At 62.3% G+C, this 23,967-nt stretch carries 24 protein-coding genes and 1 tRNA gene; 19 read left to right on the forward strand and 6 right to left on the reverse strand.

The window, feature by feature from the left end; all coding sequences use genetic code 11:
- Positions 1-586: 586 nt before the first annotated feature.
- Positions 587-659: transfer RNA gene (locus tag NW855_RS08870), tRNA-Ala, on the reverse strand.
- 248 nt (positions 660-907) lie between these two features.
- On the opposite strand from NW855_RS08870, the gene sppA reads away from it, so the two are divergent.
- The 4 genes from sppA (at position 908) to pheA (ending at position 4,960) form a co-directional block, all read left to right on the forward strand.
- Positions 908-1,948, forward strand: coding sequence for a signal peptide peptidase SppA (gene sppA, locus NW855_RS08875; protein ID WP_011430309.1), 1,041 nt, complete (start codon positions 908-910; stop codon positions 1,946-1,948).
- 40 nt (positions 1,949-1,988) lie between these two features.
- Positions 1,989-3,278, forward strand: a complete 1,290-nt coding sequence (gene alr / locus NW855_RS08880; protein ID WP_099812115.1) for an alanine racemase — start codon at positions 1,989-1,991, stop codon at positions 3,276-3,278.
- A 404-nt stretch (positions 3,279-3,682) separates the two neighbouring features.
- Positions 3,683-4,057 carry a late competence development ComFB family protein gene (locus NW855_RS08885; protein WP_041438331.1) on the forward strand — a complete coding sequence of 125 codons (375 nt, stop codon included), beginning with the start codon at positions 3,683-3,685 and terminating at the stop codon, positions 4,055-4,057.
- Positions 4,058-4,060: 3 nt separating this feature from the next.
- Positions 4,061-4,960, forward strand: coding sequence for a prephenate dehydratase (pheA, locus tag NW855_RS08890; RefSeq protein ID WP_414508666.1), 900 nt, complete (start codon positions 4,061-4,063; stop codon positions 4,958-4,960).
- A gap of 117 nt (positions 4,961-5,077) precedes the next feature.
- Here the strand turns inward: pheA and NW855_RS08895 are convergent, their stop codons facing one another.
- The 5 genes from NW855_RS08895 to NW855_RS08915 form a co-directional block, all read right to left on the reverse strand.
- Positions 5,078-6,031 (reverse strand): sulfite exporter TauE/SafE family protein, encoded by a 954-nt coding sequence (locus NW855_RS08895; protein WP_011430305.1) that lies wholly within the window; start codon positions 6,029-6,031, stop codon positions 5,078-5,080.
- Positions 6,032-6,083: 52 nt separating this feature from the next.
- The gene (locus NW855_RS08900) at positions 6,084-7,133 is read right to left on the reverse strand and encodes a Gfo/Idh/MocA family protein (protein ID WP_011430304.1); all 1,050 of its coding nucleotides are present in this window, start codon (positions 7,131-7,133) and stop codon (positions 6,084-6,086) included.
- A gap of 108 nt (positions 7,134-7,241) precedes the next feature.
- A complete protein-coding gene (locus NW855_RS08905) occupies positions 7,242-8,894 on the reverse strand; it encodes a phospholipid carrier-dependent glycosyltransferase (protein WP_099812116.1) in 1,653 nt (550 codons plus the stop codon).
- A gap of 186 nt (positions 8,895-9,080) precedes the next feature.
- A complete protein-coding gene (locus NW855_RS08910; RefSeq protein WP_414508667.1) occupies positions 9,081-10,118 on the reverse strand; it encodes a carboxypeptidase-like regulatory domain-containing protein in 1,038 nt (345 codons plus the stop codon).
- 58 nt (positions 10,119-10,176) lie between these two features.
- Positions 10,177-12,135, reverse strand: a complete 1,959-nt coding sequence (locus NW855_RS08915) for a carboxypeptidase regulatory-like domain-containing protein (protein ID WP_414388623.1) — start codon at positions 12,133-12,135, stop codon at positions 10,177-10,179.
- A gap of 167 nt (positions 12,136-12,302) precedes the next feature.
- Between NW855_RS08915 and rpmJ the strand changes: the two genes are divergently transcribed.
- The 15 genes from rpmJ (at position 12,303) to NW855_RS08990 (ending at position 23,965) form a co-directional block, all read left to right on the forward strand.
- Entirely contained in the window at positions 12,303-12,419 is a 117-nt protein-coding gene (gene rpmJ / locus NW855_RS08920; RefSeq protein WP_011430300.1) for a 50S ribosomal protein L36, read from the forward strand.
- A gap of 214 nt (positions 12,420-12,633) precedes the next feature.
- Positions 12,634-13,017, forward strand: a complete 384-nt coding sequence (gene rpsM / locus NW855_RS08925) for a 30S ribosomal protein S13 (protein WP_011430299.1) — start codon at positions 12,634-12,636, stop codon at positions 13,015-13,017.
- A gap of 88 nt (positions 13,018-13,105) precedes the next feature.
- Positions 13,106-13,492 carry a 30S ribosomal protein S11 gene (gene rpsK, locus NW855_RS08930; protein WP_011430298.1) on the forward strand — a complete coding sequence of 129 codons (387 nt, stop codon included), beginning with the start codon at positions 13,106-13,108 and terminating at the stop codon, positions 13,490-13,492.
- Positions 13,493-13,614: 122 nt separating this feature from the next.
- Positions 13,615-14,610, forward strand: a complete 996-nt coding sequence (locus tag NW855_RS08935; RefSeq protein WP_011430297.1) for a DNA-directed RNA polymerase subunit alpha — start codon at positions 13,615-13,617, stop codon at positions 14,608-14,610.
- Between the two features lie 72 nt (positions 14,611-14,682).
- Positions 14,683-15,033, forward strand: a complete 351-nt coding sequence (gene rplQ, locus NW855_RS08940; RefSeq protein WP_011430296.1) for a 50S ribosomal protein L17 — start codon at positions 14,683-14,685, stop codon at positions 15,031-15,033.
- Between the two features lie 5 nt (positions 15,034-15,038).
- Positions 15,039-15,902, forward strand: coding sequence for a tRNA pseudouridine(38-40) synthase TruA (truA, locus tag NW855_RS08945; RefSeq protein WP_011430295.1), 864 nt, complete (start codon positions 15,039-15,041; stop codon positions 15,900-15,902).
- Between the two features lie 49 nt (positions 15,903-15,951).
- Positions 15,952-16,407, forward strand: a complete 456-nt coding sequence (rplM, locus tag NW855_RS08950; protein WP_011430294.1) for a 50S ribosomal protein L13 — start codon at positions 15,952-15,954, stop codon at positions 16,405-16,407.
- Positions 16,404-16,817, forward strand: coding sequence for a 30S ribosomal protein S9 (rpsI, locus tag NW855_RS08955; protein ID WP_011430293.1), 414 nt, complete (start codon positions 16,404-16,406; stop codon positions 16,815-16,817). The genes rplM and rpsI overlap by 4 nt, the downstream gene beginning before the upstream one ends.
- Before the next feature lie 77 nt (positions 16,818-16,894).
- Positions 16,895-17,116, forward strand: a complete 222-nt coding sequence (rpmE, locus tag NW855_RS08960; protein WP_099812117.1) for a 50S ribosomal protein L31 — start codon at positions 16,895-16,897, stop codon at positions 17,114-17,116.
- A gap of 70 nt (positions 17,117-17,186) precedes the next feature.
- Positions 17,187-18,272 (forward strand): peptide chain release factor 1, encoded by a 1,086-nt coding sequence (gene prfA, locus NW855_RS08965; protein WP_011430291.1) that lies wholly within the window; start codon positions 17,187-17,189, stop codon positions 18,270-18,272.
- A 74-nt stretch (positions 18,273-18,346) separates the two neighbouring features.
- Positions 18,347-20,980, forward strand: a complete 2,634-nt coding sequence (gene acnB / locus NW855_RS08970) for a bifunctional aconitate hydratase 2/2-methylisocitrate dehydratase (RefSeq protein ID WP_414508668.1) — start codon at positions 18,347-18,349, stop codon at positions 20,978-20,980.
- Positions 20,981-21,055: 75 nt separating this feature from the next.
- The gene (locus tag NW855_RS08975) at positions 21,056-21,349 is read left to right on the forward strand and encodes a PepSY domain-containing protein (RefSeq protein WP_099812119.1); all 294 of its coding nucleotides are present in this window, start codon (positions 21,056-21,058) and stop codon (positions 21,347-21,349) included.
- A gap of 184 nt (positions 21,350-21,533) precedes the next feature.
- Positions 21,534-21,974, forward strand: a complete 441-nt coding sequence (locus NW855_RS08980; protein ID WP_099883961.1) for an Hsp20/alpha crystallin family protein — start codon at positions 21,534-21,536, stop codon at positions 21,972-21,974.
- A gap of 229 nt (positions 21,975-22,203) precedes the next feature.
- The gene (locus NW855_RS08985) at positions 22,204-23,325 is read left to right on the forward strand and encodes an ABC transporter ATP-binding protein (protein ID WP_414402805.1); all 1,122 of its coding nucleotides are present in this window, start codon (positions 22,204-22,206) and stop codon (positions 23,323-23,325) included.
- Between the two features lie 88 nt (positions 23,326-23,413).
- Entirely contained in the window at positions 23,414-23,965 is a 552-nt protein-coding gene (locus NW855_RS08990) for a hypothetical protein (RefSeq protein WP_414508669.1), read from the forward strand.
- The last annotated feature ends 2 nt before the right edge of the window (positions 23,966-23,967 follow it).

Here is a 23,967-nt window from a genome sequence, read left to right on the forward strand (position 1 = left end):
TTCAAGCCAGGGGAGGGATCTTGTAAGGTTTCTTTCCGATTCCGAGGCCTGTTGGCCGCCCTTCTTGTCTTGGGGGCTCCTCATCAGGGAGTTGAGCTGGCAGCGGAACCTCTGTTTGGCCGTTTTTTCGCCAGAAGACGTCTCCCTTCCCCCCAGAGGTCAGCTGCGGCCTGGGGTTGCCTTGAGAGCTTGCTACGATTGCCCCCCTTGCTTCACCCGCAGTACACACTATCGCTGCCCGGGATCCCTCCAGCCTGCCACCACCAATAGTTTGCACCATTTTTTATTTAGTTGCACCCTATAATTCGGCGGCGTTTTAGAGCATCTTTGTCCAATGGCAGGGGCCCTTCGCCCAGGGATCGGCGCAGATCTGCAAGGGATTGAGGCAGCGTCAGCTAGAAGCCGCAGGAGCCCCGCTCCGTACCCCCTTCCCCCCGTATACGGGGAAAGGGGGGCGACCATGGCCGGGTTGCCTCACGGCGGCTCAGATACCTCCCGCAAGGCGGGGATCCCATGGCCGAAGCCGTCTCCTCCGGTCGGAGGGAAGGAGTGACCATTTGCTGGGCCTCGGATGCTATCAGGCCAATGGAGCTTAGCGGACTCGAACCGCTGACCCCTTCAATGCCATTGAAGTGCTCTACCAACTGAGCTAAAGCCCCAAGATGCAGCCTTCCGGCAAGAGCCTGGGCAATTGATTTATGCCCGCTCCAGACTACAATTTTAGCCTGTAGAAGCTGCTTTGGCGGTGAAAAGTACGGGAATCTATCCTAAATAGACGGGAGATCCTTGTCAAGAGTTGGGTTGGAGCGTCCACTTGCAAAAGTGGAGATTGGATCCACCTGGCTCCTGCCCTCTGTTGCAGGAGCTTGCCGGGTGATAGAACGGAGTCAGCGACATTGGGGGGCTTGTGACACAGGGATCTCAGCTTAACCGCCTTTTGGCCGCTTCCTTGCTGGTGGTCTGCCTGATTGCGGCTGTTATTGGCGGCACACGACCTGCCGCAGAGTCGGTTCGGGGTGGCGTCGGGCTAGAGGCCCCTCGAGGGGCGAATCGCATTGAGGTGGTTACCATCGAGGGAACGATAGGAGGGCCACGGGGCTCGACTTTGGTAGGTTTGCCCACCTCTCCCTTAGATCAGTTGCGGGAAGCTGTCGAGGATCGCGCCGTCAAGGCTGTATTGCTGCGCATCAACAGCCCGGGCGGGGCTGTGGGATCCAGCCAGGAGCTCTACCGCGCCGTCACGGCTCTGCGGGAAGCCGGCAAGCCGGTGATTGCCGTCATGGAAGACGTTGCCGCCAGCGGCGGCTACTATGTAGCCAGTGCTGCCGACAAGATCTACGCCAACCCGGGCACCCTGACCGGCAGCATAGGGGTGATCATCAGCGGCCTCAACTTTGGCAAACTGCTCGACAACTACGGCATAGAGCCGCAGACCTTCAAAACCGGCGAGTACAAAGACATTCTTTCCCCTTTCCGGGCTGCCACCCCCCAAGAGCAACGTCTGCTGCAAGAGTTGGTGGAGGATACCCTCGACCAGTTCGTTCGCGATGTGGCCCGCGGACGCCAGCGCTTGCCGGACAAAGGGGCAGAAAAGGTGCTGGATGCGGAGATGATCGCCCGACGGCAAAGCTTGGATGAGGCGCGGGTGCGCCAGTTGGCCGATGGGCGCATCTTCACCGGGGCGCAGGCTGTGGAGTTGGGCCTGGTAGATGCCCTGGGAGGATATGCCGAAGCCGTGGAAGATCTGCGGCGCATGACCGGGGATCCCTCTTTGTCGCCAGCAACGGCGAGAGATCCCTTCCAACGCGCCCTGCAGCGACTATTGAGCCAAGGACTGCCTCCGCAAGGGCAAAATCTCTGGCCCGCTCGACTGTTGGGGAGCCACGAGGTGGCCGGGATCCCGGAAGTGCCGCTGCTGTGGATGGCGCCCGGGTGGACTTTGCGCTAAACCTGACAGTGATCATAGGCTTGGTGTGAGGGGTGAAGCTGTGGATCACACGCCGGACGACGCTTCTGCGCTGGCGACGGCAGGGCATAGCCCCCTGGCCACGGCGTCCGCCTCGTGGACCCAGAGCCAGGGATCCCAGGGAGCGGATCCCGTCGGCGAGACGGGGTTCTGGCCGGATTTCAACCCAGAGCTGGAGCTGCTGACCAGCCGGGCATGGGTGGAAATTGACGCAGCCCAATTGCGAGAAAATCTGCGTCTGTTGCAGGCGCGCCTGTCGCCAGACACTGAGATCTGGGCAGTGGTCAAGGCCAATGCCTACGGCCATGGAGCTCGCTTGGTGGCTCCCATAGCCCTCGCTGCCGGTGCCAAGGGGTTGTGTGTGGCCACCCTGGCAGAAGGGATCGAGCTGCGGCAGGCCGGCCTCCAGGCCCCGATTTTGGTGTTGGGGGCTTTGAATACCTGGGCCGAGCTGCAGCAGGCCATGGCTGCGCGGCTGGAGGTCAGCCTCACCCGGGCCGAGCAGATCCCCGTGATGCGCCAGGTGGCCCGTTGGGCCGGGCGGCCTGTTCCTGTCCACGTCAACGTCGATACGGGCATGACCCGCCTGGGGATTCCCTGGCAAGAGGCCGCCGCCGTGTGGGGGCAGATCTGCCGGATCCCCGAGCTGGAAGGCTGTAGCCTGTTTTCCCACTTCGCAACGGCAGATGAGCCCGATTCTCCGGTGATGGCCCAGCAAGAGGCCCGCTTCGCCCAGGTGGTGGAGCAGATCCGCCAGGCCGGGGATCCCCTGCCCCCCCTGCATCTGGATAACTCCGCCGGCGCCCTAACCCATCTCCACTATCCCCGCGTGCGGTTGGGGCTGGCCCTCTACGGCTTGTCTCCTGCCCCGCACCTGCAGGTGCCGGGGTTGCGGCCGATCCTGCGCCTCAAAGCGCGGTTGACCCACATCCAAACCGTACCCGCCCACACCGGCGTCAGCTATGGCCATCGCTACGTCACTTCTCGCCCCAGTCGCATTGCCACACTGGCCATCGGCTATGCCGACGGGATCCCACGGCGGCTTTCCGGCTGGCTGCGGGGGTGGGTGCGCGGCAGCCTGATCCAGCAGGTGGGCACGATCACGATGGATCAGTGCATGTGGGATGTCACCGAGAGGCCGGATATTCAGGTGGGTGATGTGGTGGAGCTGCTGGGCCCCCATCTGGCGAGTGCGGGTTTCTCAATCCAGGATTGGGCGGATCAGTTGGGCACCATTTCCTATGAACTGCTGTGCGGACTTTCTGCCCGCCTGCCGAGAGTGCTGGTCAACGTGCTCGGGGAAGCTAGCTGACGTTGACGCTATGGCACGTTTTTGTTGGGCGGTTTATGGTAGCAGCAAATGCAGGCGAGGTTTTAAGCGTGGGTTCGGATCCCTACCTCCCCCCTCAATTCTGGTAGAGGGGCTAGCAAGTGAGAACTGACTCCCGCCAGCAGAGGAGTTGGGGTGAAATTGTAGCTGGCCGCGTCGGCGCCTGGGGGTTTGCGGTCACTTCTCTTCCTGTTGAGCTAGAAACCGCAGGAGCCCCCTATATCCCCCCGCCCCCCTGCCCCCCGTATACAGGGGGTTGGGGGGCGGTCGGAGTCGGGTAGTTTACGTAGGGTAGCTTTTCCTGACTTGTCAAGTAGTGAAGGATATAGCAGCCTCAGAAGTAAGCCGAGAACCGTCCTGTTTATCAGTGACATCGGGAGGCAGCCATGGAGGCACGCAAACCTCTGAAGAGGTTGGAAAATCAGATGGAGCGGGCTGTTCTGGAGATGGTGAACGAGCTGCTGCTCCTGGAAAGCCAGCAGCGCTACTGCTCCTGTGAGAGATTCTGTCACGATGCCGCCGCCTTGGCCCTCAACAACCTCCAGCCCCGCTACACCACCAGTTTTGAAGGCTCCATATACACCCTGGAAGCCATCCAAGCAGATCAAGAGTTGCAGAGCCTGATTCGGCGGGAGGTGGGGAAGGCTATGGAGATAGTGGCGGCAAATCCCCGTTGCCCAGAGCCTGATTGCCCGCTGCAGCGCAACGTCGAGGCAGTAGAGTTAGAGCTGGCTCCTAGCGACACTCGCAAACAAAACTAAAGAATGGCTTTAATCGTCTCCTCTGCGCCGGTAGCCTTCCTCGGCCCTGTTGGAACCTACACGGAGTTGGCCGCTCTGCTCGCCTGTCCCGAGCAGCCCCATCTCCATAGCCAGGGGTCCCATCCTCTGGTGCCCTACCCCACCATTAGCGCCTGCTTGGCAGCCGTGGCTGCGGGCGAGCAAGAATGGGCGGTGGTGCCGGTGGAGAACTCCGTTGAGGGCGGGGTCTCGATGACCTTGGATGCCCTCTGGCAACTGGAGGGGCTGAGCATTCGCCAGGCGCTGATCCTGCCCATCCGCCATGCCCTCATCGGCTGCGCCTCCCGGCTGGAGCAGATCGAGCAGGTCTATTCCCATCCGCAAGCCTTGGCCCAATGTCAGGCTTGGCTGGGATCCCATCTGCCCCGGGCGACCTTGATTCCAACCCGCTCCACCACCGAAGAATTGGAGCGGCTGCGAGCGCAGCCCAACGCTGCCGTCATTGCTTCAGAGCGGGCCGCTGAGCTCTACCAACTGCCGGTTTTGGCCTGTCCCATCAACGACCACCCGGATAACTGCACCCGCTTTTGGGTGGTGGGCCGTTGCCGTTCCTCGCCAGGGGGATCCCATACTTCCTTGGCCTTCAGCCTGCCCCACAATGTGCCAGGGGCGCTGCTAAAGCCGCTGCAAGTCTTTGCAGAGCGGGGCCTCAATATGTCGCGCATTGAGTCGCGCCCCACCAAGAAATCGGCGGGGACCTATGTCTTTTTTGTCGATCTGGAGAATCCGGTCGGCCAACCCTATCTGGATGCAGAGGTAATCGCTGCCCTGGAAGCGATCGCAGAAACCCTGAAGCTTTTCGGCAGCTACCCCGTCCACGACCTCAGCAAGCCGAGCGAGCGTCGTCCTTGCAACTCAGAATAGGACAGGCCGGCCAGGCCCGACTTGCTATCTGCGGGGATCCCGAAGCCTTTCCCTCCCCTCCTAGACCCAGATACGCTAAAAGAATAGGGGAGGGTGAGGCGTCGAAGTTGGGAATTGCTACTGGTTGTCCAGGGCTTGGTAGTCCTGCCAGGCTTGCCAAAAAACGTAGAGGGAAAGCCCGGCGAGAAAGGTTCGAAAAAGCAGGCCGACGATCTCATCCGGCAGCTTGGGCAGGGTGCGGGTGCTGATCTGGACGCCGACCAACCCACCTGCACCCAGGATCAGGCCCGGGATCCAGAGCACATTCTGGCGGATGGTGCCATCTCCAAAGCCGAGCGCGTTCGCCATCCAGTTGCCCAGGCCCGCATGGCTGAGGGTAGCAGCAGTTGCCGTGAGAACAATTGCCCCCAAGCTGGTTTGGATGGCCACCTTGAGGGTTTCTCGCAACAGCAGGATCTGCAGGGGCACCAGGATGACGCCACCGCCGATGCCGAAAAGCCCCGCCAACAAGCCGGCAGCGCCACCGGTGAGGGTGCGGGCCAGCCACCGCGGCATCTGCCCCTCGGCAGCAGGGCGGTCGCGGAGTTCTCCAGCGTCGTCCGTCCCCCCGGCAGCAACCCCTGGCCTCTCCAACGCTTGGGCGTGGGCGACCACGGTTTTGCGCAGCTCCACCAGGTAAATGTTCGCCAGCAACAGCACCCCAAAGGCCGCTAGTAGCAGATAGCCGGGCAGGCGACTGGCGAGGATCGCCCCAACCTGCGCCGTAAACAGAGCCGGGATCCCCAGCAAAATTACCCGTTTGGGATCCAGCATCCCCATGCGCCAGTTTTGGATGCTGCCGGCCAAGGAGGTGAGGAGAATGGAAAAGTTGCTGGTGGCCACCGCCTGCAGCGGCGGGATCCCCAAGCTCACCTGCAAGGGCACCAAGATCGTCCCGCCGCCAATGCCCAAAAAACCGGCCAGGATCCCTGCCGCCAGGCCGCCGATTGCTAAGGCCAACCCCTCTTCTACCACGATTGCCCGACCTTGCCTCTCCACAAAGCCTCTGCCCTCCTCGCCCTCCCCACCCATGACCGGCTGGCAGAAGATACCACCTGCCCCCGCCTGGAGGCCGGCGGCAAAGCTAAGACAAAAAGCTGCGGCAGGGTTTGGCCTCCCTCCAGGCGCATCCATCTAAGGCGATCCGCTCCACCTCGGAAGCCAACTTCAAGGCCTTCAGGGCCTGCTCCCCGCCCACCGACGGCTGGCTGCCCCCCCGCACACAGTTGATAAAGTGCTCCAGCTCGGCGTGGAGCTTGTCAATGGGTTCGATGTGAACCTTCTCGATGAGGCAGTCCCGCTGGTAGGACACCTGGCCGTAGTCGCTGCTGCTGGATCCCTGGCGATAGATGGAGATCTCGTTGTGCAAAAAATCGGCTTCCACCAGGGCATTTTTGCAGTGGACGGCAATTTTGCGCACCTTGCGATGGGTAACCTTGCTGGCCGTGAGGGTGGCGATGGCACCGTTGGCAAAGGTGAGGGTGGCAGTGACGTAGTCCAGGTAGCCCAGCTTGGAGGCGCGGTTGCCGCTGGCGGTAATTTGGGTTACTGGGGAGGGGATCAGCTCCAGCAACAGGTCGATGTCGTGGATCATCAGGTCGAACACCACCGACACGTCGCTGGCCCGGTCAGAGTAAGGGCTGAGGCGGTGGGCCTCGAAGGCCAGCGGCTCTTCGCTTTGCAAAACTTGGCCCAGCTTTTGAAAAACGGGGCTGAAACGCTCGATGTGCCCCACCTGCAAAATGCAATTGCAATCGGCAGCGCGGTTCACCAGGGATTCTGCCTCAGCGATGCTGGCGGCAATGGGCTTTTCGATCAGCACATGGACCCCCGCCTCCAGGCAGGCGATGCCCACCTCGTGGTGCAAAACCGTCGGCACGGCGATGGCTACTGCCGCTACGTGGGGCAGCAGGTCGCGGTAATCCTCGTAGAAGTGAACGCGGTGGCGGCTGGCCACATCCAAACCCCGCTCCACATTGATATCGGCTACCCCTACGACCTGCACATCCTTCATCAAGCTGAAGACGCGGGCGTGGTGCTGGCCCATGTTGCCGACTCCAATGACGCCCACAGGCACCGGCTGCCCGGGGTAACGGCGGGGAGAGTTGGCAGGACGCGGGCAGGATCGAGCCATAGGTTTCCACTACCTCCACCACAAGCGCTTGACAAACCGCACCCCGCCTTTGGGCAACGAAGCGCAGCTACTCCTGAAACAAACTGCACAAAGCTTACCATGCCCTCCTCAAATCCAGTTCAAGCCGGGAATGGGCGGCAGGCGCAGGGGGGCCCGCTCGCAGGCTTGGGGACTGAAGCAGAATAGGGGCACAGGGGTGGGTCGGAACCACATGCGGGCATAAAATCCGCCGGGGCTGAGGGGAAGGCCAAACCAAACAGGGAAAAAGAAGAGAAAAGACGCCAAAACCAAGGCTACTGCCGTGATGCTCGCCCCGCGCCAGAAGCGGCGATAGCTCTGCCAGCCCAGCAGCACCAGCCAGGCCAGGGCCAGGGTGCTAAATGCCAGAGCGCTCATGTAGTGGTAGATGAAAACGCAGCGGCTGACGATAAACCAGGGCAGGTAGTTGGCCGCATAGCCAATTAAGATAAAGGCTTCCACGCCATGGAAGCGGCGGATCCCCCGCCAGACCAGCACCAGGATGGATCCCGTCCCCAGCCACCACAGCCAGGGATTGCCCAGGCCGTGGACCACTCGCCACAGGTCGCCCTGCGCGGCGAAGTAGTAGCCCACCGGGCGGCCCATAATCGGCCAAGACCAGGCTCCTGCCGAGGCCAAGGGGGTGGTCAGCCAAGGGCGCAGCGCCGGGAACCAGGCCACCAGGGATCGCAAACTGGTGGAGCAGTAGGGGTGAACGGGGGTGTTTTCGTCCACCACGAGATCGGCATGCAGGTGCCCGCTGTAAACCGCCTGATTGATGAGCACTAGAGAGCGAAAGTAATTCTGGATCCCAGTCCAGCTCCAACCCAGGGCTAGCCCCTGCTGCGGGTTGAGCTGCAGGTGGGGGATCCACTGGATGGCGTAGAAAGCCAGCGGCGCAAGGACAAAGCAAAAGGCATAGTGCCACCAGCGCAGGTGGCGGATTTGGATCAAAATGCCCAGACGCGGGATCCACTGCGGGCGCAGCCAGACCACCGCCCAAACAAGGATCCCCAACAGGGCAAACATGAAGGCAAACCAGAGGCCGTTCCACTTCACGGAAGCCGCCGCCCCCAGGAGGATCCCCGAGCCGGTCAGGTGAACGGCCCGTTGCCAACCGCGGCGTTCCAGCCCGCTTAGCAGCAGAATGGTGGCCGCCAGGCCAAAAGCCACCAGGTACACGTTAATCAGGCCAAAGCGGGACTCCACCAGAAACACCCCGTCCGTGAGCAGCAGGGCCCCACTCAACAGGGCAAAGCCCACGTGATAGGTGAGGCGGTAGGCCAAGCCGGTCAGCAAGAGCGGGATCAGGGATCCGCACAAGGCGGTGGCCAGGCGAAAGCCCCACTCGTTGCGGCCAAAAAGCTGGATACTGAGGGCGATGAAGTACTTCCCCAGCGGCGGATGCACGTCGTAGAGGGGCTCGCCGTCGAGATAGTTCTGGGCGAACTTGGGAAAGTACACCTCGTCGAACACCGGCGCCGGCAACTCGGCCAGTCGCCACAGGCGCAGCCCCAGGCCCACCAGAAAGATGGCGAGCGCTCCCCCCAGCAGCCAGCGGCGGGATCCCTCCGGCCAAATCCCGACCAAGGCAGAAGCGGACGAGGAAGTGGCGAGCTCTGCTGCAGCGGGAGGATCGCCGGATCCCACTCCACCAACGCCCTCGGAAGACGCTGGCGACAGCTCATCTCCTTCCGGGCCTAGATCTCGATCTTCGGCAAGAGGGTTGGGTTCGGAACTCATGGGCAGCAGCCAACAACAAACGGCGAGGATCCCCAGTGTTACTTTAGCCCCTGCTCCCCTTCTTTGGACTTCCCTAGAAGAGCTGGAGGATCTCGAGAACAGCCATTTGCTCCGACTTTGCGGGGCATAGGGCTGACAGCGGCTGCTTGGAACCCCCACTTCTGGGGCTACGGGAGGGGGCGAGCTCTAGGGAGTGGGTGTAGGGGTGGGGATGACCAGCTCCACCGCTGTATCCAGGCGCGAGGGCGGGGGTGGGGCCTCGCCTGGGGCCAGTTCTAGGTAGGAGGCCAGGGGGTGATTGGCTTGCCAGCGGGATCCGATTTCGGCGGCGATTTGGGTGACCTGGATTTGGTAGAGCTGCGCCAGCTCAGCGGCGTTGAGGTTGCCCCGCTCCACCTGGTCGCGGCTGGCCTCCGCCAATACCTCCGCCACGAGGTTGCCCTGCTCGTCAAACCGCCACAGCTCTAGGCGGCTGCGGGAGCGCAGGCTCACCTCCGTGGGCGAGGCCGGGCGGGTGAGGACATCGACGCGGGCGATGACGATGGCCTCCAGGCCTAGGTAATCGAAAAACTGGCCTACCGCTTCCGGCTTGCGGCGATCCCACTCAAACAGCTCGTAGATCGGCCAGCCCACCTGGCGCAGAATCGGCTGCAGGCGGCGGTTGTCCAGGGGCACCACCTTCTCGCTATTGGGGATCAGGCCCAGGCGCACTGCCTCCATGGCCAGGCGCTGGCCTAAAAGCTGGGTGTGCTCCAGTCCTCCCACTCCCAAAACGCCGAGGCGACGCCGGGGTTGGGGCCGGAGGGGCACCTGCAAAACCACATCTACAGGGGTGGTCAGGCCCGCCTGCAGCAGGATCTCCTGTTGCACTATTTCGTAGTCGGGGTGCCATACGGTCAACATCCAACGTCCGGCAGGAGCCTGGTTGAGCTCAAACGCCCCCTGCTCGTCCGTTTGGATCGGCTGATCGAGGTTCTCCAAGCCCTCCAACTGCACCTGCGCCCCGGCCACCGGCTGACCCAGGCTGTTGCTCACCTGGCCCACCAGCCGCGCCTGGGATCCCGCTTGATCTCTGTTATGAGAAGGAAACAGCGGCGTGAAACGGGGAAGGGGGGTGGCCGGCGCCTGGGCCAGCGCTCCTGGAGTCAGTGCCAGCCAGCACCAGAGAGCCAGACTGCCCAAGCGGACCCTGCGCCGCAGCGAAGTGAGGAAGAAGAAAGGCATGGCGACATCCCCTAATCGCAGTGGGTTCTGGAGAGACAAAATCCTGCTGCAGGGATCCTCACCCCGCAAAGGGATTGTTGGCCTGCCATTGTTGGATAAAGACGGGCACCATGTTGCGCACCTGCAGCCGAAACAGGCCCGCCGCCGCATCTTCAAACAGCGGATCCCCGCCCACGTCGTCCCGGCCATAGGCCTCGTAGTAGCGAGCCCGATCCCCCGGTCGATCCCGCTGCAAGTCCACCACCACCACCACCCCGCGGCTGCGCAACTGGTTGGGGGTGAAATTGGGAATTTCCACCGGCACCGTCGGCGCCAGAAAGCGCAAGGCCGTATTCAGCAGCGGGCTGCCCTGGCGGTTGTAATCCCGCGAGATCTGCAGGTGAGTCAAGAGGATGTAGCGCAAGCCCAGGGCATCGCCAACGGCCTTCAGCTTGGCCAAGTCGGCGGTGTAGCGCTCATCCCGATCCAAGAGTGTCAGATCCTGGACGAGGGGCAAAAGCGGCTCAAAGCGGGGATCCGGCCCCAGTGGCCCCTTGAGGAGGATCACGGGTCGCTGCGGCTGTAACTCCTTCAGGGCCAGGCTGAGGTGGCGGGCCAGCTCATCCGAGTAAACCGGCTCATCCGGCAACAGGCCAATGCCCTCCGGCTGGCGGGCCGGCTGCCCCGGCGGCAGGCGAATATCTTGGCTGGATACAAAACCGGCCCGCACCTCCACCTGGGTGCTGGTGGGCGGAAACCCCGGCACCTCCACATCCACCAGGTACAGCCCCGCCGGCAGTTCCGGCAGGACATAGGTGCCGTCGGCGGCGATGCGAACCGTCTGCTGGGGTTGGGTAGAGGTGGCGGCCAGGCGCAAAACCCCCGTCTGGACGGGTTGGCCGGCAATGTCCAGCACCCGCCCCGTCACCACCCCGCGGTTGCCTGAAGAGGGGATCTGGGCCTCGGTCTCGCGCTCGCCAACTTGAGCCTCAATATCCACCAGACGCCGCAAAGCCGGGATCCCTGCCGCCACCACCCACAGATCCCGATCGCCCAGCCTCACCAAACCCGTTGGCTGCCCCTCCAGCCGCAGCGAGGCGGCCAATCGCCCCGCCTCCAGATCCACGATTTGCAGGCGGTCGCTGTTGCGGGAGGTCACGTAGGCCCAGCGGCCATCGGGAGAAAGGGCCAGCCGCGTCGGTCGCCAATCCAAGCCAATCCGCTGCAGAGCCTCGCCGCTGCGATCCAGATCCAGCACCGTCAGATCTTGGCTGCCCGAGTTGAGCACCACCAGGCGCTGCCGTTGCGCATCTAGGACCATGGCTTCCGGCGTGTTGCCGCCGCGCCAGCGGGCCAGCAGCTCTCCATTGTCGGGGTTGACCACCAGCAGGCTGAGGGGATCCTCCCCAGCCAGGCCGACAAACAGGGATCCCCGCTCTGGGGCATAGGCCAAAGCCAAAGGTGGCCCCGGCAGCGGCAAGTTGCGGGCCTGCGGCGGCTCCGATCCATGCCGTTGGCGGTTCGGAGCGGGAATCACCGCCAAGCTTTGGGCGGCGGGCAGGGAGGCGAAAACCCGCCCCCTGGCCGCATCCACAGCCATGTCCAGAACCCCCGCCGGCAGCCCGTAGGCCTGCAGCAGCTCTCCGGTGAGCAGATCGAGGGCCACCACCCCAGGAGCATGGGGGCCGGCGGCATAGACCACCTGCCGTGCCGCATCCACCCGCACCACGCCGGGGGCAAACCCCACCGCCACCTGCCACAAGGGATCCCCGCTCGCCCCATCCAGCAGCGCCACTGCCTGCGCTTCCAACAGTCCCACCGCCAGCCAGCCCCGCTCCGGCACCGCATCGAGGCAATCGGCAGAGCTGGGCAAGGGCAACAGCCAATCCCCCTCTGTCCTCAGTTCATTCCCGTCCGCCGAGAGGTTCCCCCCAGAAGCGGGAGAGCCTGTTTCCGGCGAAGGGATCCCTTGCCCCAACACGGGGGATCCCAAGCCCAGCACGCCGCTCATCAGCACAACCAGCCATTGCCAGCGCATCGCCTTCTTCGCTCCTCAACCGCGCCTGCTCTGCTTCTGCGCCCAACCAGCATAGCCAACCTGCTCGCCCTTCCCTATTGGATTCACGTCAGAAAACCCAAACAATTTTTGACAGTCTGCCGCGGCGACCTTAGAATGGATATTCGCTGGTTTCGTCAGGATAAACCATGAAGGTGCGGCCCTCCGTCCGTCGAATCTGCGAAAAGTGCCGAGTCATCCGCCGCCATGGCCGGGTGATGGTGATTTGCCCTGCCAACCCCAAGCACAAGCAGCGGCAGGGGTAGAGGGGCGGATGGAGGAGTGCGCCCGACGGTGGGGAACAGATCCAAACGGCCCTGCTGCCGCCGCGGAAGATCAAGCAACCCCTCTCTTGGCGAGAGGAGACTCTGGGTTCCTCACCTCAACAGCGACGTCTTCCGGCCAAAGCTCCACGCCGCCAACCTCGGCCTGGCCTATGGAGCAAGTTTATCTAAGTTTGTTTGAAAGGTACCACCGACCATGGCACGGATTGCGGGAGTTGACATCCCACGCGACAAGCGAGTCGAGATCGCCCTCACCTACATCTACGGCATTGGGCTGACCCGCTCCCGCCAAATTTTGGCGAAGACCGGCATCAACCCCGATACCCGCACCCGCGACCTTACCGACGCCGAGGTGGCCGCCTTGAGGGCAGTGGTAGAAGGCGAGTACCAGGTGGAGGGAGATCTGCGCCGGCAGGAGGCGATGAACATTAAGCGGCTGATCGACATCGGCACCTATCGGGGCCGCCGCCATCGTCTGAACCTGCCTGTGCGTGGCCAGCGCACCCGCACCAACGCCCGCACCCGCAAGGGGGTCAGGAAGACGGTGGCCGGCAAGAAGAAAGCTCCCGCCAAGAAGTAGTGGCGCGGCTGGGGCGGCGGGCAGAGTTTCCCACCCTCTCCAAACTGCAAAACGGGATGTAAACAGTTGTTCAAAGGACGCACAGGTCATGGCTCGGCAGCAACGGCGCGGACGCAAGGTCAAGAAGAATGTCCCCAACGGTGTGGCCTACATTCAGTCCACCTTCAACAACACCATCGTCACCATCACGGATCCCAATGGCGACGTGGTGTCTTGGGCCTCCGCAGGTTCTACGGGGTTCAAGGGCGCCAAGAAAGGCACCCCCTTTGCAGCCCAAATGGCGGCAGAGAGCGCAGCGCGTCAGGCCATGGAGAACGGCATGCGCCAGATTGAGGTAATGGTGAGTGGCCCTGGCGCCGGTCGGGAAACCGCCATTCGCGCTCTGCAGGCCACTGGTCTAGAAATCACCCTGATTCGAGATATCACTCCCATTCCCCACAACGGCTGCCGTCCCCCCAAGCGGCGGCGCGTCTAAAGGGATCCCCAGGGCGGGCCAAGCGCTGGCGACAGGCTTGCCCTCCTGCAGGATGTGAGGCATGGCCTCCAGTCTTCTAAGTTCTCCAAACAGATGTTGAGCCAGACGGACGGGGCTACTCTATGATGCAGACCAGCCGAACCCTCCACAATCTGGGCAGCAAAGCCGCTTCTAGTGCTGCTCCCTACCAGACCGAGTGCGTCGAATCCCATCAGGAAGCCAATGGCGTTCACTACGGCAAATTTGCCCTGGGGCCACTGGAGCGGGGTCAAGGGATCACGGTGGGCAACGCCCTGCGGCGGGTGTTGCTCTCCAACCTAGAAGGGACGGCAGTAACCGCTGTACGCATTGCCGGGGTGACCCACGAGTTTTCCACGGTGCCGGGGGTGCGGGAAGACGTGATGGAGATCCTACTCAACATGAAGGAGCTGGTGCTGCGCTCCAACGCTCCCGACACGCAGGTGGGCCGTTTGGTGGCACAAGGGCCGGGAGAGGTGACCGCCGAGAAGCTGCAATTGCCCAGCGAGGTGGAAGTGATCAACCCCCGCCATCACATTGCCACCTTGGCGGAAGGGGCGATCCTGGAAATGGAGTTCATGATTGGCCGCGGACGTGGCTACCGTGCCGTCGATTACTCCGACAGCAAATCGATGGCCATCGACTTTCTCCAGATCGACTCCGTCTTCATGCCGGTGCGCAAAGTCAACTACACCGTTGAGGCGGCGCGGGTGGGACAATCTCTGGAAAAAGATCGCCTAATTTTGGAGATTTGGACCAACGGCAGCCTCACCCCCCAGGAGGCCCTCAGCCAGGCGGCTCGCATTTTGGTGGGCCTGTTCTCGCCGCTGCAGGAGGTCAGCTTCGACACCCCGCCAGAGCCCCGGCAAGCTGAGGATAACCAGAAGAACCAGATCCCCATCGAAGAGCTGCAGCTCTCGGTACGGGCTTACAACTGCCTGAAGCGCGCTCAAATCAATACGGTGGCGGATCTATTGGTTTATACCGAAGAGGATTTGCTGGAGATCAAAAACTTCGGCCAAAAATCCGCGGAAGAGGTGGTGCAAGCTTTGAAGAACCGCCTAGGCCTAACCTTGCCCCGCGAAAGGAGCAAGACGTAGAGCCTTGCCGGCTCGCTGCGGCAAAACCGGTCAACATCTCCACAGGACACAAGATAAAAGGCAGAGGCTACTATGCGTCACCGCCGTCGTACCCCTCACCTCAACAAGCCCGCCGACCAGCGCAAGGCCCTGATGCGGGCGCTGACCACGGCCCTGCTGCGGGAAGGGCGGATCACGACCACCAAAGCCCGCGCCAAAGCCATTCGCGCCACCACTGAGAAAATGATCACCCTGGCCAAGGACGGCTCTCTGGCAGCGCGGCGGCAGGCCCTGGCCTACATCTATGACAAGGAGCTGGTGCGCTCCCTGTTTGAGCAAGCGCCGGAGCGCTACCGCGATCGGCCTGGGGGCTACACCCGCATCCTGCGCACGGTGCGTCGACGGGGCGACGGGGCAGAAATGGCGGTCATCGAGTTGGTGTAGGCCCCATGCAGAGCCGTCGCATTGCCCTGAAAATTCAGTACCTCGGCAGCGGCTTTCGCGGCTGGCAGCGGCAAGCGGGCCACCGCACCGTGCAAGGGGTACTGGAGGAGGCGATTGCGTTGCGGGCCGGGCACCCGGTGGCCCTCTACGGGGCAGGTCGCACCGATACGGGGGTTCATGCCTCGGGCCAGGTGGCCCACTTCGACACCACCTCTGGCATCCCGCCGACGGAGTGGGCGCGGGTGCTCAACGACTGTCTGCCGGAAGATGTGGTGGTATTGGCTTCCGCTCAGGTGCCCGATTTCTGGCATGCCCGCTTTTCGGCTCGCTGGCGCCGCTATCGCTACTTGATCCTGAACCGGGAGCTGCCGGATGTGTTCTGGCGCCTCTTTAGCTGGCAGGTGCGCTGGCCTTTGCAGGTGGAGCCGATGGCGGAGGCCCTCAACTCTCTTCTGGGCGAGCACAGCCTAGAAGCCTTTCGCCGCCGGGGATCCGACCGGCCCCACTCGCGGGTGCAGGTGCAGGAGGTGCTCTGCCAGCGGCTGGGGGATCTCATCAGCATCGAGGTGCAGGCCAGCGGCTTTCTCTACCGCATGATGCGGCTGCTGGTGGGATCCCTGGAGGTGGTGGGCCGTGGCGAGATCAGCCCACAACAATTTGTCCACCTCTGGCAACACAACGACTGGAGCCGGATGCGCACCCGCTACAGCGCCCCTCCGCAAGGGCTGTGCCTGGTGGATGTGGGCTATGCTGGGGATCCCTTTGGCCGCCGCTTCGCTCACTCGCCGCCCTTTTGGGCCTTGCCCCTGCAGGGGTTGCCCAAAACCCCCGATTGGTCGGCGGCTTTGTGTGTTTCTTCCCTGGCCTAGGCGTTTTCTTGTCCATTCCATTCTGCGGTTGATGTCATCCTTGGCTGCCATGAACACAACTCCCGTTCCTCCCCCCGAAACTCTAACCCCTCGCTGGTATCTGGTGGACGCTGCCAACCAGCGCCTCGGCCGCTTGGCCGTGGTTGTGGCCAAGCTCCTGCGGGGCAAGCACAAACCCAACTTCACCCCTCACCTGGATACGGGGGACTACGTGATCGTGATCAACGCCGAGAAAGTGGTGGTCACCGGCAAAAAGCGCACCCAAAAGCTCTACCGCCGCCACTCTGGCCGTCCCGGCGGCATGAAAGTCGAGACTTTTGCCCAACTGCAAGCTCGCCTGCCGGAGCGGGTGATTGAGAAAGCAGTGAAGGGGATGTTGCCCCACACCCGCCTGGGCCGGCGGCAATTCACCAAGCTAAAAGTGTACGCCGGGCCCCACCACCCCCACGAGGCCCAGCAACCTCAGGTTTACCCCATCCACACGATCCCAGGAGCCAAAGTATGACCCAAGCAGCCAGCAGCCAACGAGCCGTCTACTGGGGAACCGGACGCCGCAAAACGGCTGTCGCCCGCGTGCGCCTGGTGCCCGGCACCGGCAAGCTGATCATCAACGACAGGCCCGGCGACCAATACCTGCAATACCAGGAGGCGCTACTGGCCAGTGTGAAAGCGCCGTTGGAGCTCCTCGGCCTAGAGAACTCCTACGACATCTTGGTGCGGGCTCATGGCGGCGGCGTCCACGGTCAGGCCGATGCCATCAAGTTGGGCGTGGCGCGCGCCCTCTGCGAGGTGGATCCGGCTAACCGCGGCCCCCTCAAGACAGAGGGCTACCTAAAACGGGATCCGCGCGCCGTGGAACGGAAGAAATATGGCCTACGCAAGGCCCGCAAGGCTCCCCAGTACTCGAAGCGCTAGGGATCCCTGCCATTGCTTTTTCAAGTTAGATGTTGATAGACAAGGGTATAGGAACAGGCCCAGAGGAGGAGATTGCCATGCCCAAAAAAGGAATACACCCCCAGTGGTATCCCGAAGCCAAAGTCATCTGCAACGGCGAAGTGGTGATGACAGTGGGATCCACCAAGCCGGAGCTGAAGGTCGATGTTTGGTCGGGCAACCATCCCTTTTTCACCGGCAGCCAGAAGATCATTGACAGCGAAGGCCGCGTGGACAAGTTCATGCGCAAGTACGGCATGGGCGGCAAGAAAGCTAAGTAGCCGAGCTTCAATCTGAGTTTCTTTTCTGCCTTGCTGGGCATTGCTGTGAGTCTTCGCTGACACTGGATCTATGGCCTCTGCTCAACTCATCGAGCAGCTTAAAAACGTTGAAGCCACCTTTCAGGAGCTGACGGTACGTCTGGCCGATCCCGATGTGGCGACCGATCCGGCTGAGCTGCAGCGGATTGCCAAGGCCCGCTCCTCCCTAGAAGCCACCGTCCAGACCTTTCACGAGTGGCAAAAGCTCACTCGCGAGCTGAAGCAGACGGAAGAGCTGCTGCGGGAGGTGGCTTCCGACGACCCAGAGCTGGAGGCGATGGCCAGGGCAGAACTGGAGCAACTGCGCGTCCGCCAAGAACAACTGGAGGAAAAGCTGACCCTGCTGCTGCTGCCCCGGGATCCCAACGACGAGAAAAACATTATGTTGGAAATCCGCGCCGGCACCGGCGGCGAGGAGGCGGCCCTGTGGGCGGCGGATTTGGCCCGCATGTACACCCGCTACGCCGAGAAGATGGGCTGGTCGGTGCGCCTGGCCAGCCTCTCGGAAGGAGAGATGGGAGGCTACAAAGAGGCCATCCTGGAAATTCGCGGGGATCAGGTCTACAGCAAGCTGAAGTTCGAGGCCGGCGTGCATCGGGTGCAGCGGGTGCCCGTGACAGAGGCCCAGGGGCGCGTCCACACCTCGACGGCCACGGTGGCGGTGATGCCGGAAGTGGACGAGGTGGAGGTGGTGATCGACCCGAAGGACATCGAGATCAAGACGGCGCGCTCCGGCGGGGCGGGCGGCCAAAACGTGAACAAGGTGGAAACGGCGGTGGACCTCCTCCACAAGCCCACCGGCATCCGCGTGTTTTGTACCGAGGAGCGCTCCCAGCTGCAGAACCGGCAGCGGGCGATGCAGATTTTGCGGGCCAAGCTCTACGAGATGAAGCTGCAGGAGCAACAGGCCTCCATCAGCTCCGCCCGTCGCATGCAGGTGGGAACGGGATCGCGCTCGGAAAAAATTCGCACCTACAACTACAAAGACAACCGGGTTACCGATCACCGCCTCAACCAGAACTTCCTGCTCGAGCCAATTTTGGAAGGGGAGCTGGACGAGTTGATCCAGGCTTGTATTGGCCTATACCAAAAAGAGCTGTTGGCGGAGCTATCCTGAGGGGGCAGAGCTGGCTGCTGCCGAGCTGGCGGTAGAATGAATACCCACATCGAGTGACCTAAGGAATCCTCCCCATGCTGGCCGAGTACCGCCAACATGCTGCTGCCCGCGCGGCCCAAGGGATCCCGCCGCTGCCCTTGAACGCCGCCCAGACCAGCCAGGTGTGCGAGCTGCTCAAGGATCCCCCCGCCGGCGAAGAGGCCTTTTTGTTGCATCTGCTTACAGAGCGGGTGCCGCCGGGGGTGGACGAAGCGGCCTATGTGAAGGCGGGCTTTTTGGCCGCTGTGGCTAAGGAAGAAGTGCACTCGCCCCTCATTACCCCCCTGCGGGCGGTAGAGCTCTTGGGCACGATGCTGGGGGGCTACAACGTCCAGGTGTTGCTGGAGCTGCTGCAGGATGAGCGACCGGAAATTGCCGCCGCAGCGGCCCGCGCCCTCAGCCACACGCTGCTGGTTTTCGACGCCTTCCACGACGTGCTGGAGCTGAGCCAAGCGGGCAACGCCTATGCCCGACAGGTGCTCCACTCTTGGGCGGAAGGGGAGTGGTTCACCGCCAGGCCGCCCCTGGCCGAGGCGATCACGGCGACGGTGTTCAAAATTGCCGGCGAGATCAACACCGACGACCTCTCCCCGGCCGCCCACGCCACCACCCGCCCCGATATTCCCCTTCATGCCCAGAGCATGCTGGAATCGCGGGCGCCGGGAGCGATAGCAGCCATTGCCGAGCTGAAGCGCCGCGGCCATCCGGTGGCCTTTGTGGGGGATGTGGTGGGCACGGGATCTTCCCGCAAGTCCGCCCTTAATTCCCTGCTCTGGCACATCGGCCACGACATTCCCTATGTGCCCAACAAGCGGGCCGGCGGGGTGATTCTGGGGGGCACGATCGCGCCCATTTTCTTCACCACCGCCGAAGATGCCGGCGCCCTGCCCATCCAGTGCGATGTCTCCTGCCTGGAGACGGGCATGGTAGTGACGATCTACCCCTACGAGGGCGTTATCCGCTCTGAGGATGGCCAAGTCCTCACCACCTTTTCCCTGCAGCCTGTGACGCTGCCCGACGAGGTGCGGGCCGGGGGCCGCATCCCTCTCTTGATTGGCCGGGCCCTTACCGACAAAACCCGCCAGGCCCTGGGGCTGGATCCCTCCCCCCTGTTCATTCGCCCCACCCCGCCCGCCGACACGGGCAAGGGCTATACCCTGGCCCAGAAAATCGTCGGCAAAGCCTGCGGGCTGCCCGGAGTGCGCCCCGGCACCAGTTGCGAGCCGCTGATCACCACGGTGGGATCCCAGGACACCACCGGCCCCATGACCCGCGACGAGCTCAAGGAATTGGCCTGTCTGGGCTTCAGCGCCGACCTGGTGCTGCAGAGCTTCTGCCACACCGCCGCCTATCCCAAGCCGGTGGATATCCAGGTTCACAAAGAGCTGCCCGACTTTTTTGCCTCGCGGGGAGGTGTCGTCCTGCGGCCGGGCGACGGCATCATCCACTCCTGGCTCAACCGCATGCTGCTGCCGGATACTGTTGGCACCGGGGGCGACTCCCACACCCGCTTCCCTTTGGGCATTTCCTTCCCGGCTGGCTCTGGGCTGGTGGCCTTTGCCGCGGCCATGGGGGTGATGCCCCTGAATATGCCGGAGTCGGTGCTGGTGCGCTTTAAGGGGGAACTGCAGCCCGGGATCACCCTGCGGGACATTGTCCACGCCATCCCCTACGTGGCCATCCAGCGGGGGCTGCTCACCGTCGAGAAACAGGGCAAGAAAAACGTCTTTGCCGGGCGAATTATGGAGATCGAGGGCCTGCCCAACTTGAAGGTGGAGCAAGCCTTCGAGTTCACCGACGCCTCGGCGGAACGCAACTGCGCCGCTTGCACCATCCAGCTGAGCGTCGAGACGGTTGCCGAGTACCTGCGCTCCAACGTGGTGCTGCTGAAAAACCTGATCGCCCGCGGCTATCAGGATGCGAGAACCTTGCTGCGGCGCATCGCCAAAATGGAAGCCTGGCTGGCCAACCCCACCCTCCTGGAGGCGGATGCCGACGCCGAATACGCCGAAGTCATCGAAATCGACCTCAGCACCATCACCGAGCCAATTGTCTGTGCCCCCAACGATCCCGACAAGGTGATGACCCTGAGCGAAGTCCACGCCCAGCACGCGGCCGGCAACCCCGACACACCCATCCACATCGACGAGGTGTTCATCGGCTCCTGCATGACCAACATTGGCCACTACCGCGCCGCCGCCAAGATTTTGGAAGGCCAGGGGCGGGCCAAGGTGCGCCAATTTTGGATCTGTCCTCCCACCCGCATGGACGAGGCGCAACTGCGCGCCGAAGGGGTGTACGGCACCTTTGCCGCTGCCGGGGCGAGGACGGAGATGCCCGGCTGCAGCCTGTGCATGGGCAACCAGGCGCGGGTGGCAGACGGGGCCACGGTTATGTCCACCTCCACCCGCAACTTCAACAACCGCATGGGCAAAGACGCGCGGGTCTATCTGGGATCCGCCGAGCTGGCTGCCGCCTGCGCCCTCTTGGGCCGGATCCCTACCCCTGAGGAATACCGGGAGATCGTCGCCACCAAGATCCAGCCCTTTGCCGGCGAGCTGTACCGCTACCTCAACTTCCACGAGATCCCCGGCTTTGAGGACGAAGGGCGGGTCATCCCCCGCGAGCAAATGCCCAAGCTGGAGGAAGCCCTCGGGATCCGTCCCTAGACCCAGGGGGGCTTGGCAGCTTGGGCTGCCCTGCTACCATGGCAAGGTGGTGGCCTTAGCCTTGGAGAAACCCTGATGGCCCCGCCTCGAAAACTCGCCCGCCAGATCCACCGCGCCCTGGCCCCCATCCTGGCTCTGCCCTTGGTGGTAACGGTGGTAACGGGATCCCTTTACCAAATTGCCCGCCTCAACGACAACTTCGACTACTACTGGCTGATCCAAATCCACAAAGGGCAATGGGGGCCTCTGGATCTGCAGGCCGTCTACCCGTTCTTAAACGGCTTGGGGCTGTTGCTGATGGTGGCTACCGGCCTGAGTTTGTGGCTGCAGACGAGATCCCACCGCCCCCCCAAGCGCACCGATTCCTGACAGCTTTCTCCTATTCCTTGGGCGAGAAAATACCCCCATCGATTTCCAGAAAACTCGCCCTCTTGAGCCAGCCAGATCACTTATCCTAATGTACAGAGGCTAGGCTAAAGCCTGGTGAGTAAATCTTAACTTAAAGAGAAGCTAACCAAAAGTTAACCAAAATCTGCTTAGGAGGTGGATAGATATGGCTCTGGTTCGCTGGGATCCCTTTCGGGAAATTGACGAAATTCAACGGGAAATGAACCGGATGTTTGACCGGCTGATGGCTCGCCCCGCCGAGACCGATGCCTATACTTTTGTGCCGGCGGTGGAAATGCACGATGATCCGGAAACCATTACCCTGAAACTGGAGCTGCCCGGCTTGAACCCCAACGATCTGGACATCCAGGCGACGGCAGAAGCGGTCTCCATCAGCGGCGAGCGGCGCTTTGAAAAACGCTCCGAAGACAAGGGCGTAACCCGCACCGAGTTCCGCTACGGGCGCTTCCAACGGGTGATCCCGCTGCCCAACCGGATCAAGCACGATCAGGTGAAAGCGGAATACAAAGATGGGATCCTCACCCTGACTCTGCCCAAGGCGGACTCCGAAAAAGCCCAAGTGGTCAAAGTGAACGTTGTCTCCTAAGGGGGGGAGGCGAGCGCCACTTTTGGCTTAACAAGATCCAGATCCCAGAGGTAGGCTCGTGGCCTACCTTTTTGGGTTTTTTGGCTTTTCGATCCTCAACTCCCCTCTCCCTCTGGGAGAGGGGCTGGGGGTGAGGGCGACCCCAGCTTACTCCAGCCCAGGGATCCGATTTGACCTCTGCCCCTAGGGTTGGATAAGTTTGAGGGCGAAGTGGCTGGGGAGCGAGAGCATGGCCAGCGTTACCTACGAACACGTTACCAAGCGCTACAGAGACACCACCGCCGTCCACGACCTGAACATCACCGTCGAAGACGGGGAATTTCTCGTCTTTGTCGGCCCCTCCGGCTGCGGCAAAACCACCTCCCTGCGCATGCTGGCCGGCTTGGAAGAAGTGAGCGCCGGCTCCATCTACATTGGCGATCGACGGGTGAACGATGTCCCCCCCAAGGATCGGGATATCGCCATGGTCTTCCAATCCTATGCCCTCTACCCCCACATGACCGTGGCCGAGAACATGGCCTTTGGCCTCAAGCTGCGCGGCCTGCCACGGGCGGAGATCGAAAGCCGGGTTAGGGGGGTGGCCAAGCGCCTTGGGATCGAGCACTTGCTCAACCGCAAGCCCAAGGAACTTTCGGGTGGGCAACGGCAGCGGGTTGCCGTCGGGCGGGCCATCGTGCGCAATCCGGCGGTGTTTTTGATGGATGAGCCCCTCTCCAACTTGGATGCCAAGCTGCGGGTACAGGCGCGGGCCGAGATCAGCAAGTTGCACATGCAACTGGGCACCACCTTTATCTACGTTACCCACGACCAGGTGGAGGCCATGACCATGGGCAACCGCATCGCCGTCATGAAGGATGGCCGCCTGCAGCAGGTGGATACCCCCCACACCCTCTACACCCGCCCGGCCAACCTGTTTGTGGCCGGGTTCATCGGCAGCCCCGCCATGAATTTCTTCCAGGCCAAGCTGCGGGAGCAGGAGGGCACCCTCTGGATCGATACCGGCGCCTTCCGCGTGGCCATCCCGCCCCACCAGGCAGAGCCCTATTGGCAATACGTCGGCAAGTCGGTCATCTTCGGCATCCGCCCGGAAAACATCCACGATCCCCAGTACCAGCCCCCAGGGATCCAACCTGCCCCGGTGCGGGCTAAGGTCTCCGTCACCGAGCTGATCGGCCATGAAGTGATCCTCCATCTCAGCACCACCGACCGAGAAGGGATCCTGGCCGAGCAGGAGTTTATTGCCCGCGTGGATCCCCGTACCCAGCTTCGGGTTAACCAGTGGGCAGAAGTGGTCTTCGACATGGATCGCTTCCACCTGTTTGACCCGCAAACCGAGCAGCGGCTGGGATAAAAACGATGACCAAAAAAACTGGGTTACAAGCCCCGCCCTTCTAGGGCGGCTTTTGTAAGATGCTATTCGACAGAAAAGGCAACTTTGCATGTACCTTGTCCGCAAGCTCAAGCTAGGCGTCTCAGAGCAACTGCAGCTGTTAAGCAGGGCAGCAGGCGAGCTGTACTCAAAGGTGCTCGTTCACTTTTGGCGGGTTGTCCGCAAGAAGGGACTGTGGTTGAAACCTTCCACGCTAATGCGGTGGTTTCCCAACGACCCTGAGAATACACTTCATGCTCACAGTGCAGACGCGGTAGTGCAAAGCTTCTTTGCCTCTTTGAAGTCCTGGCGAGAACGCCGCCAAACCGACCCCAACGCCCGTCCACCTCGACGGCGTCGGTACTATTCCAAAGTTCAATGGAAGTCTTCAGCCATCCAAGTCGTCAATGGAAAGCTGCGATTGTCGAACGGGAAAGGCAATGAGCCCCTGATGATTAACTGGGCTTGGGACACACCTGTTTGGGTAGAGATGGGCTGGGATGGCCAGCAGTATGAGTTGAGAGCTTGCTACAAGGTGGGGGATACGCTGCCGGAAGAAGAGGGGGAAGAGAGCATGACTCTAGTCAATAATAAGCTCAACTATACTGAAAATAATGTATAATA

The sequence above is a fragment of the Synechococcus sp. RC10B2 genome, assembly GCF_047502635.1.

Coding starts and splice junctions, on each gene's coding strand:
- NW855_RS08885 (WP_041438331.1), top strand. CDS start 3,683: ATGGAGGCACGCAAACCTCTGAAGAGGTTGGAAAATCAGATGGAGCGG.
- pheA (WP_414508666.1), top strand. CDS start 4,061: ATGGCTTTAATCGTCTCCTCTGCGCCGGTAGCCTTCCTCGGCCCTGTT.
- NW855_RS08895 (WP_011430305.1), bottom strand. CDS start 6,031: ATGGGTGGGGAGGGCGAGGAGGGCAGAGGCTTTGTGGAGAGGCAAGGT.
- NW855_RS08900 (WP_011430304.1), bottom strand. CDS start 7,133: ATGGCTCGATCCTGCCCGCGTCCTGCCAACTCTCCCCGCCGTTACCCC.
- NW855_RS08905 (WP_099812116.1), bottom strand. CDS start 8,894: ATGAGTTCCGAACCCAACCCTCTTGCCGAAGATCGAGATCTAGGCCCG.
- NW855_RS08910 (WP_414508667.1), bottom strand. CDS start 10,118: ATGCCTTTCTTCTTCCTCACTTCGCTGCGGCGCAGGGTCCGCTTGGGC.
- NW855_RS08915 (WP_414388623.1), bottom strand. CDS start 12,135: ATGCGCTGGCAATGGCTGGTTGTGCTGATGAGCGGCGTGCTGGGCTTG.
- rpmJ (WP_011430300.1), top strand. CDS start 12,303: ATGAAGGTGCGGCCCTCCGTCCGTCGAATCTGCGAAAAGTGCCGAGTC.
- rpsM (WP_011430299.1), top strand. CDS start 12,634: ATGGCACGGATTGCGGGAGTTGACATCCCACGCGACAAGCGAGTCGAG.
- rpsK (WP_011430298.1), top strand. CDS start 13,106: ATGGCTCGGCAGCAACGGCGCGGACGCAAGGTCAAGAAGAATGTCCCC.
- NW855_RS08935 (WP_011430297.1), top strand. CDS start 13,615: ATGATGCAGACCAGCCGAACCCTCCACAATCTGGGCAGCAAAGCCGCT.
- rplQ (WP_011430296.1), top strand. CDS start 14,683: ATGCGTCACCGCCGTCGTACCCCTCACCTCAACAAGCCCGCCGACCAG.
- truA (WP_011430295.1), top strand. CDS start 15,039: ATGCAGAGCCGTCGCATTGCCCTGAAAATTCAGTACCTCGGCAGCGGC.
- rplM (WP_011430294.1), top strand. CDS start 15,952: ATGAACACAACTCCCGTTCCTCCCCCCGAAACTCTAACCCCTCGCTGG.
- rpsI (WP_011430293.1), top strand. CDS start 16,404: ATGACCCAAGCAGCCAGCAGCCAACGAGCCGTCTACTGGGGAACCGGA.
- rpmE (WP_099812117.1), top strand. CDS start 16,895: ATGCCCAAAAAAGGAATACACCCCCAGTGGTATCCCGAAGCCAAAGTC.
- prfA (WP_011430291.1), top strand. CDS start 17,187: ATGGCCTCTGCTCAACTCATCGAGCAGCTTAAAAACGTTGAAGCCACC.
- acnB (WP_414508668.1), top strand. CDS start 18,347: ATGCTGGCCGAGTACCGCCAACATGCTGCTGCCCGCGCGGCCCAAGGG.
- NW855_RS08975 (WP_099812119.1), top strand. CDS start 21,056: ATGGCCCCGCCTCGAAAACTCGCCCGCCAGATCCACCGCGCCCTGGCC.
- NW855_RS08980 (WP_099883961.1), top strand. CDS start 21,534: ATGGCTCTGGTTCGCTGGGATCCCTTTCGGGAAATTGACGAAATTCAA.
- NW855_RS08985 (WP_414402805.1), top strand. CDS start 22,204: ATGGCCAGCGTTACCTACGAACACGTTACCAAGCGCTACAGAGACACC.
- NW855_RS08990 (WP_414508669.1), top strand. CDS start 23,414: ATGTACCTTGTCCGCAAGCTCAAGCTAGGCGTCTCAGAGCAACTGCAG.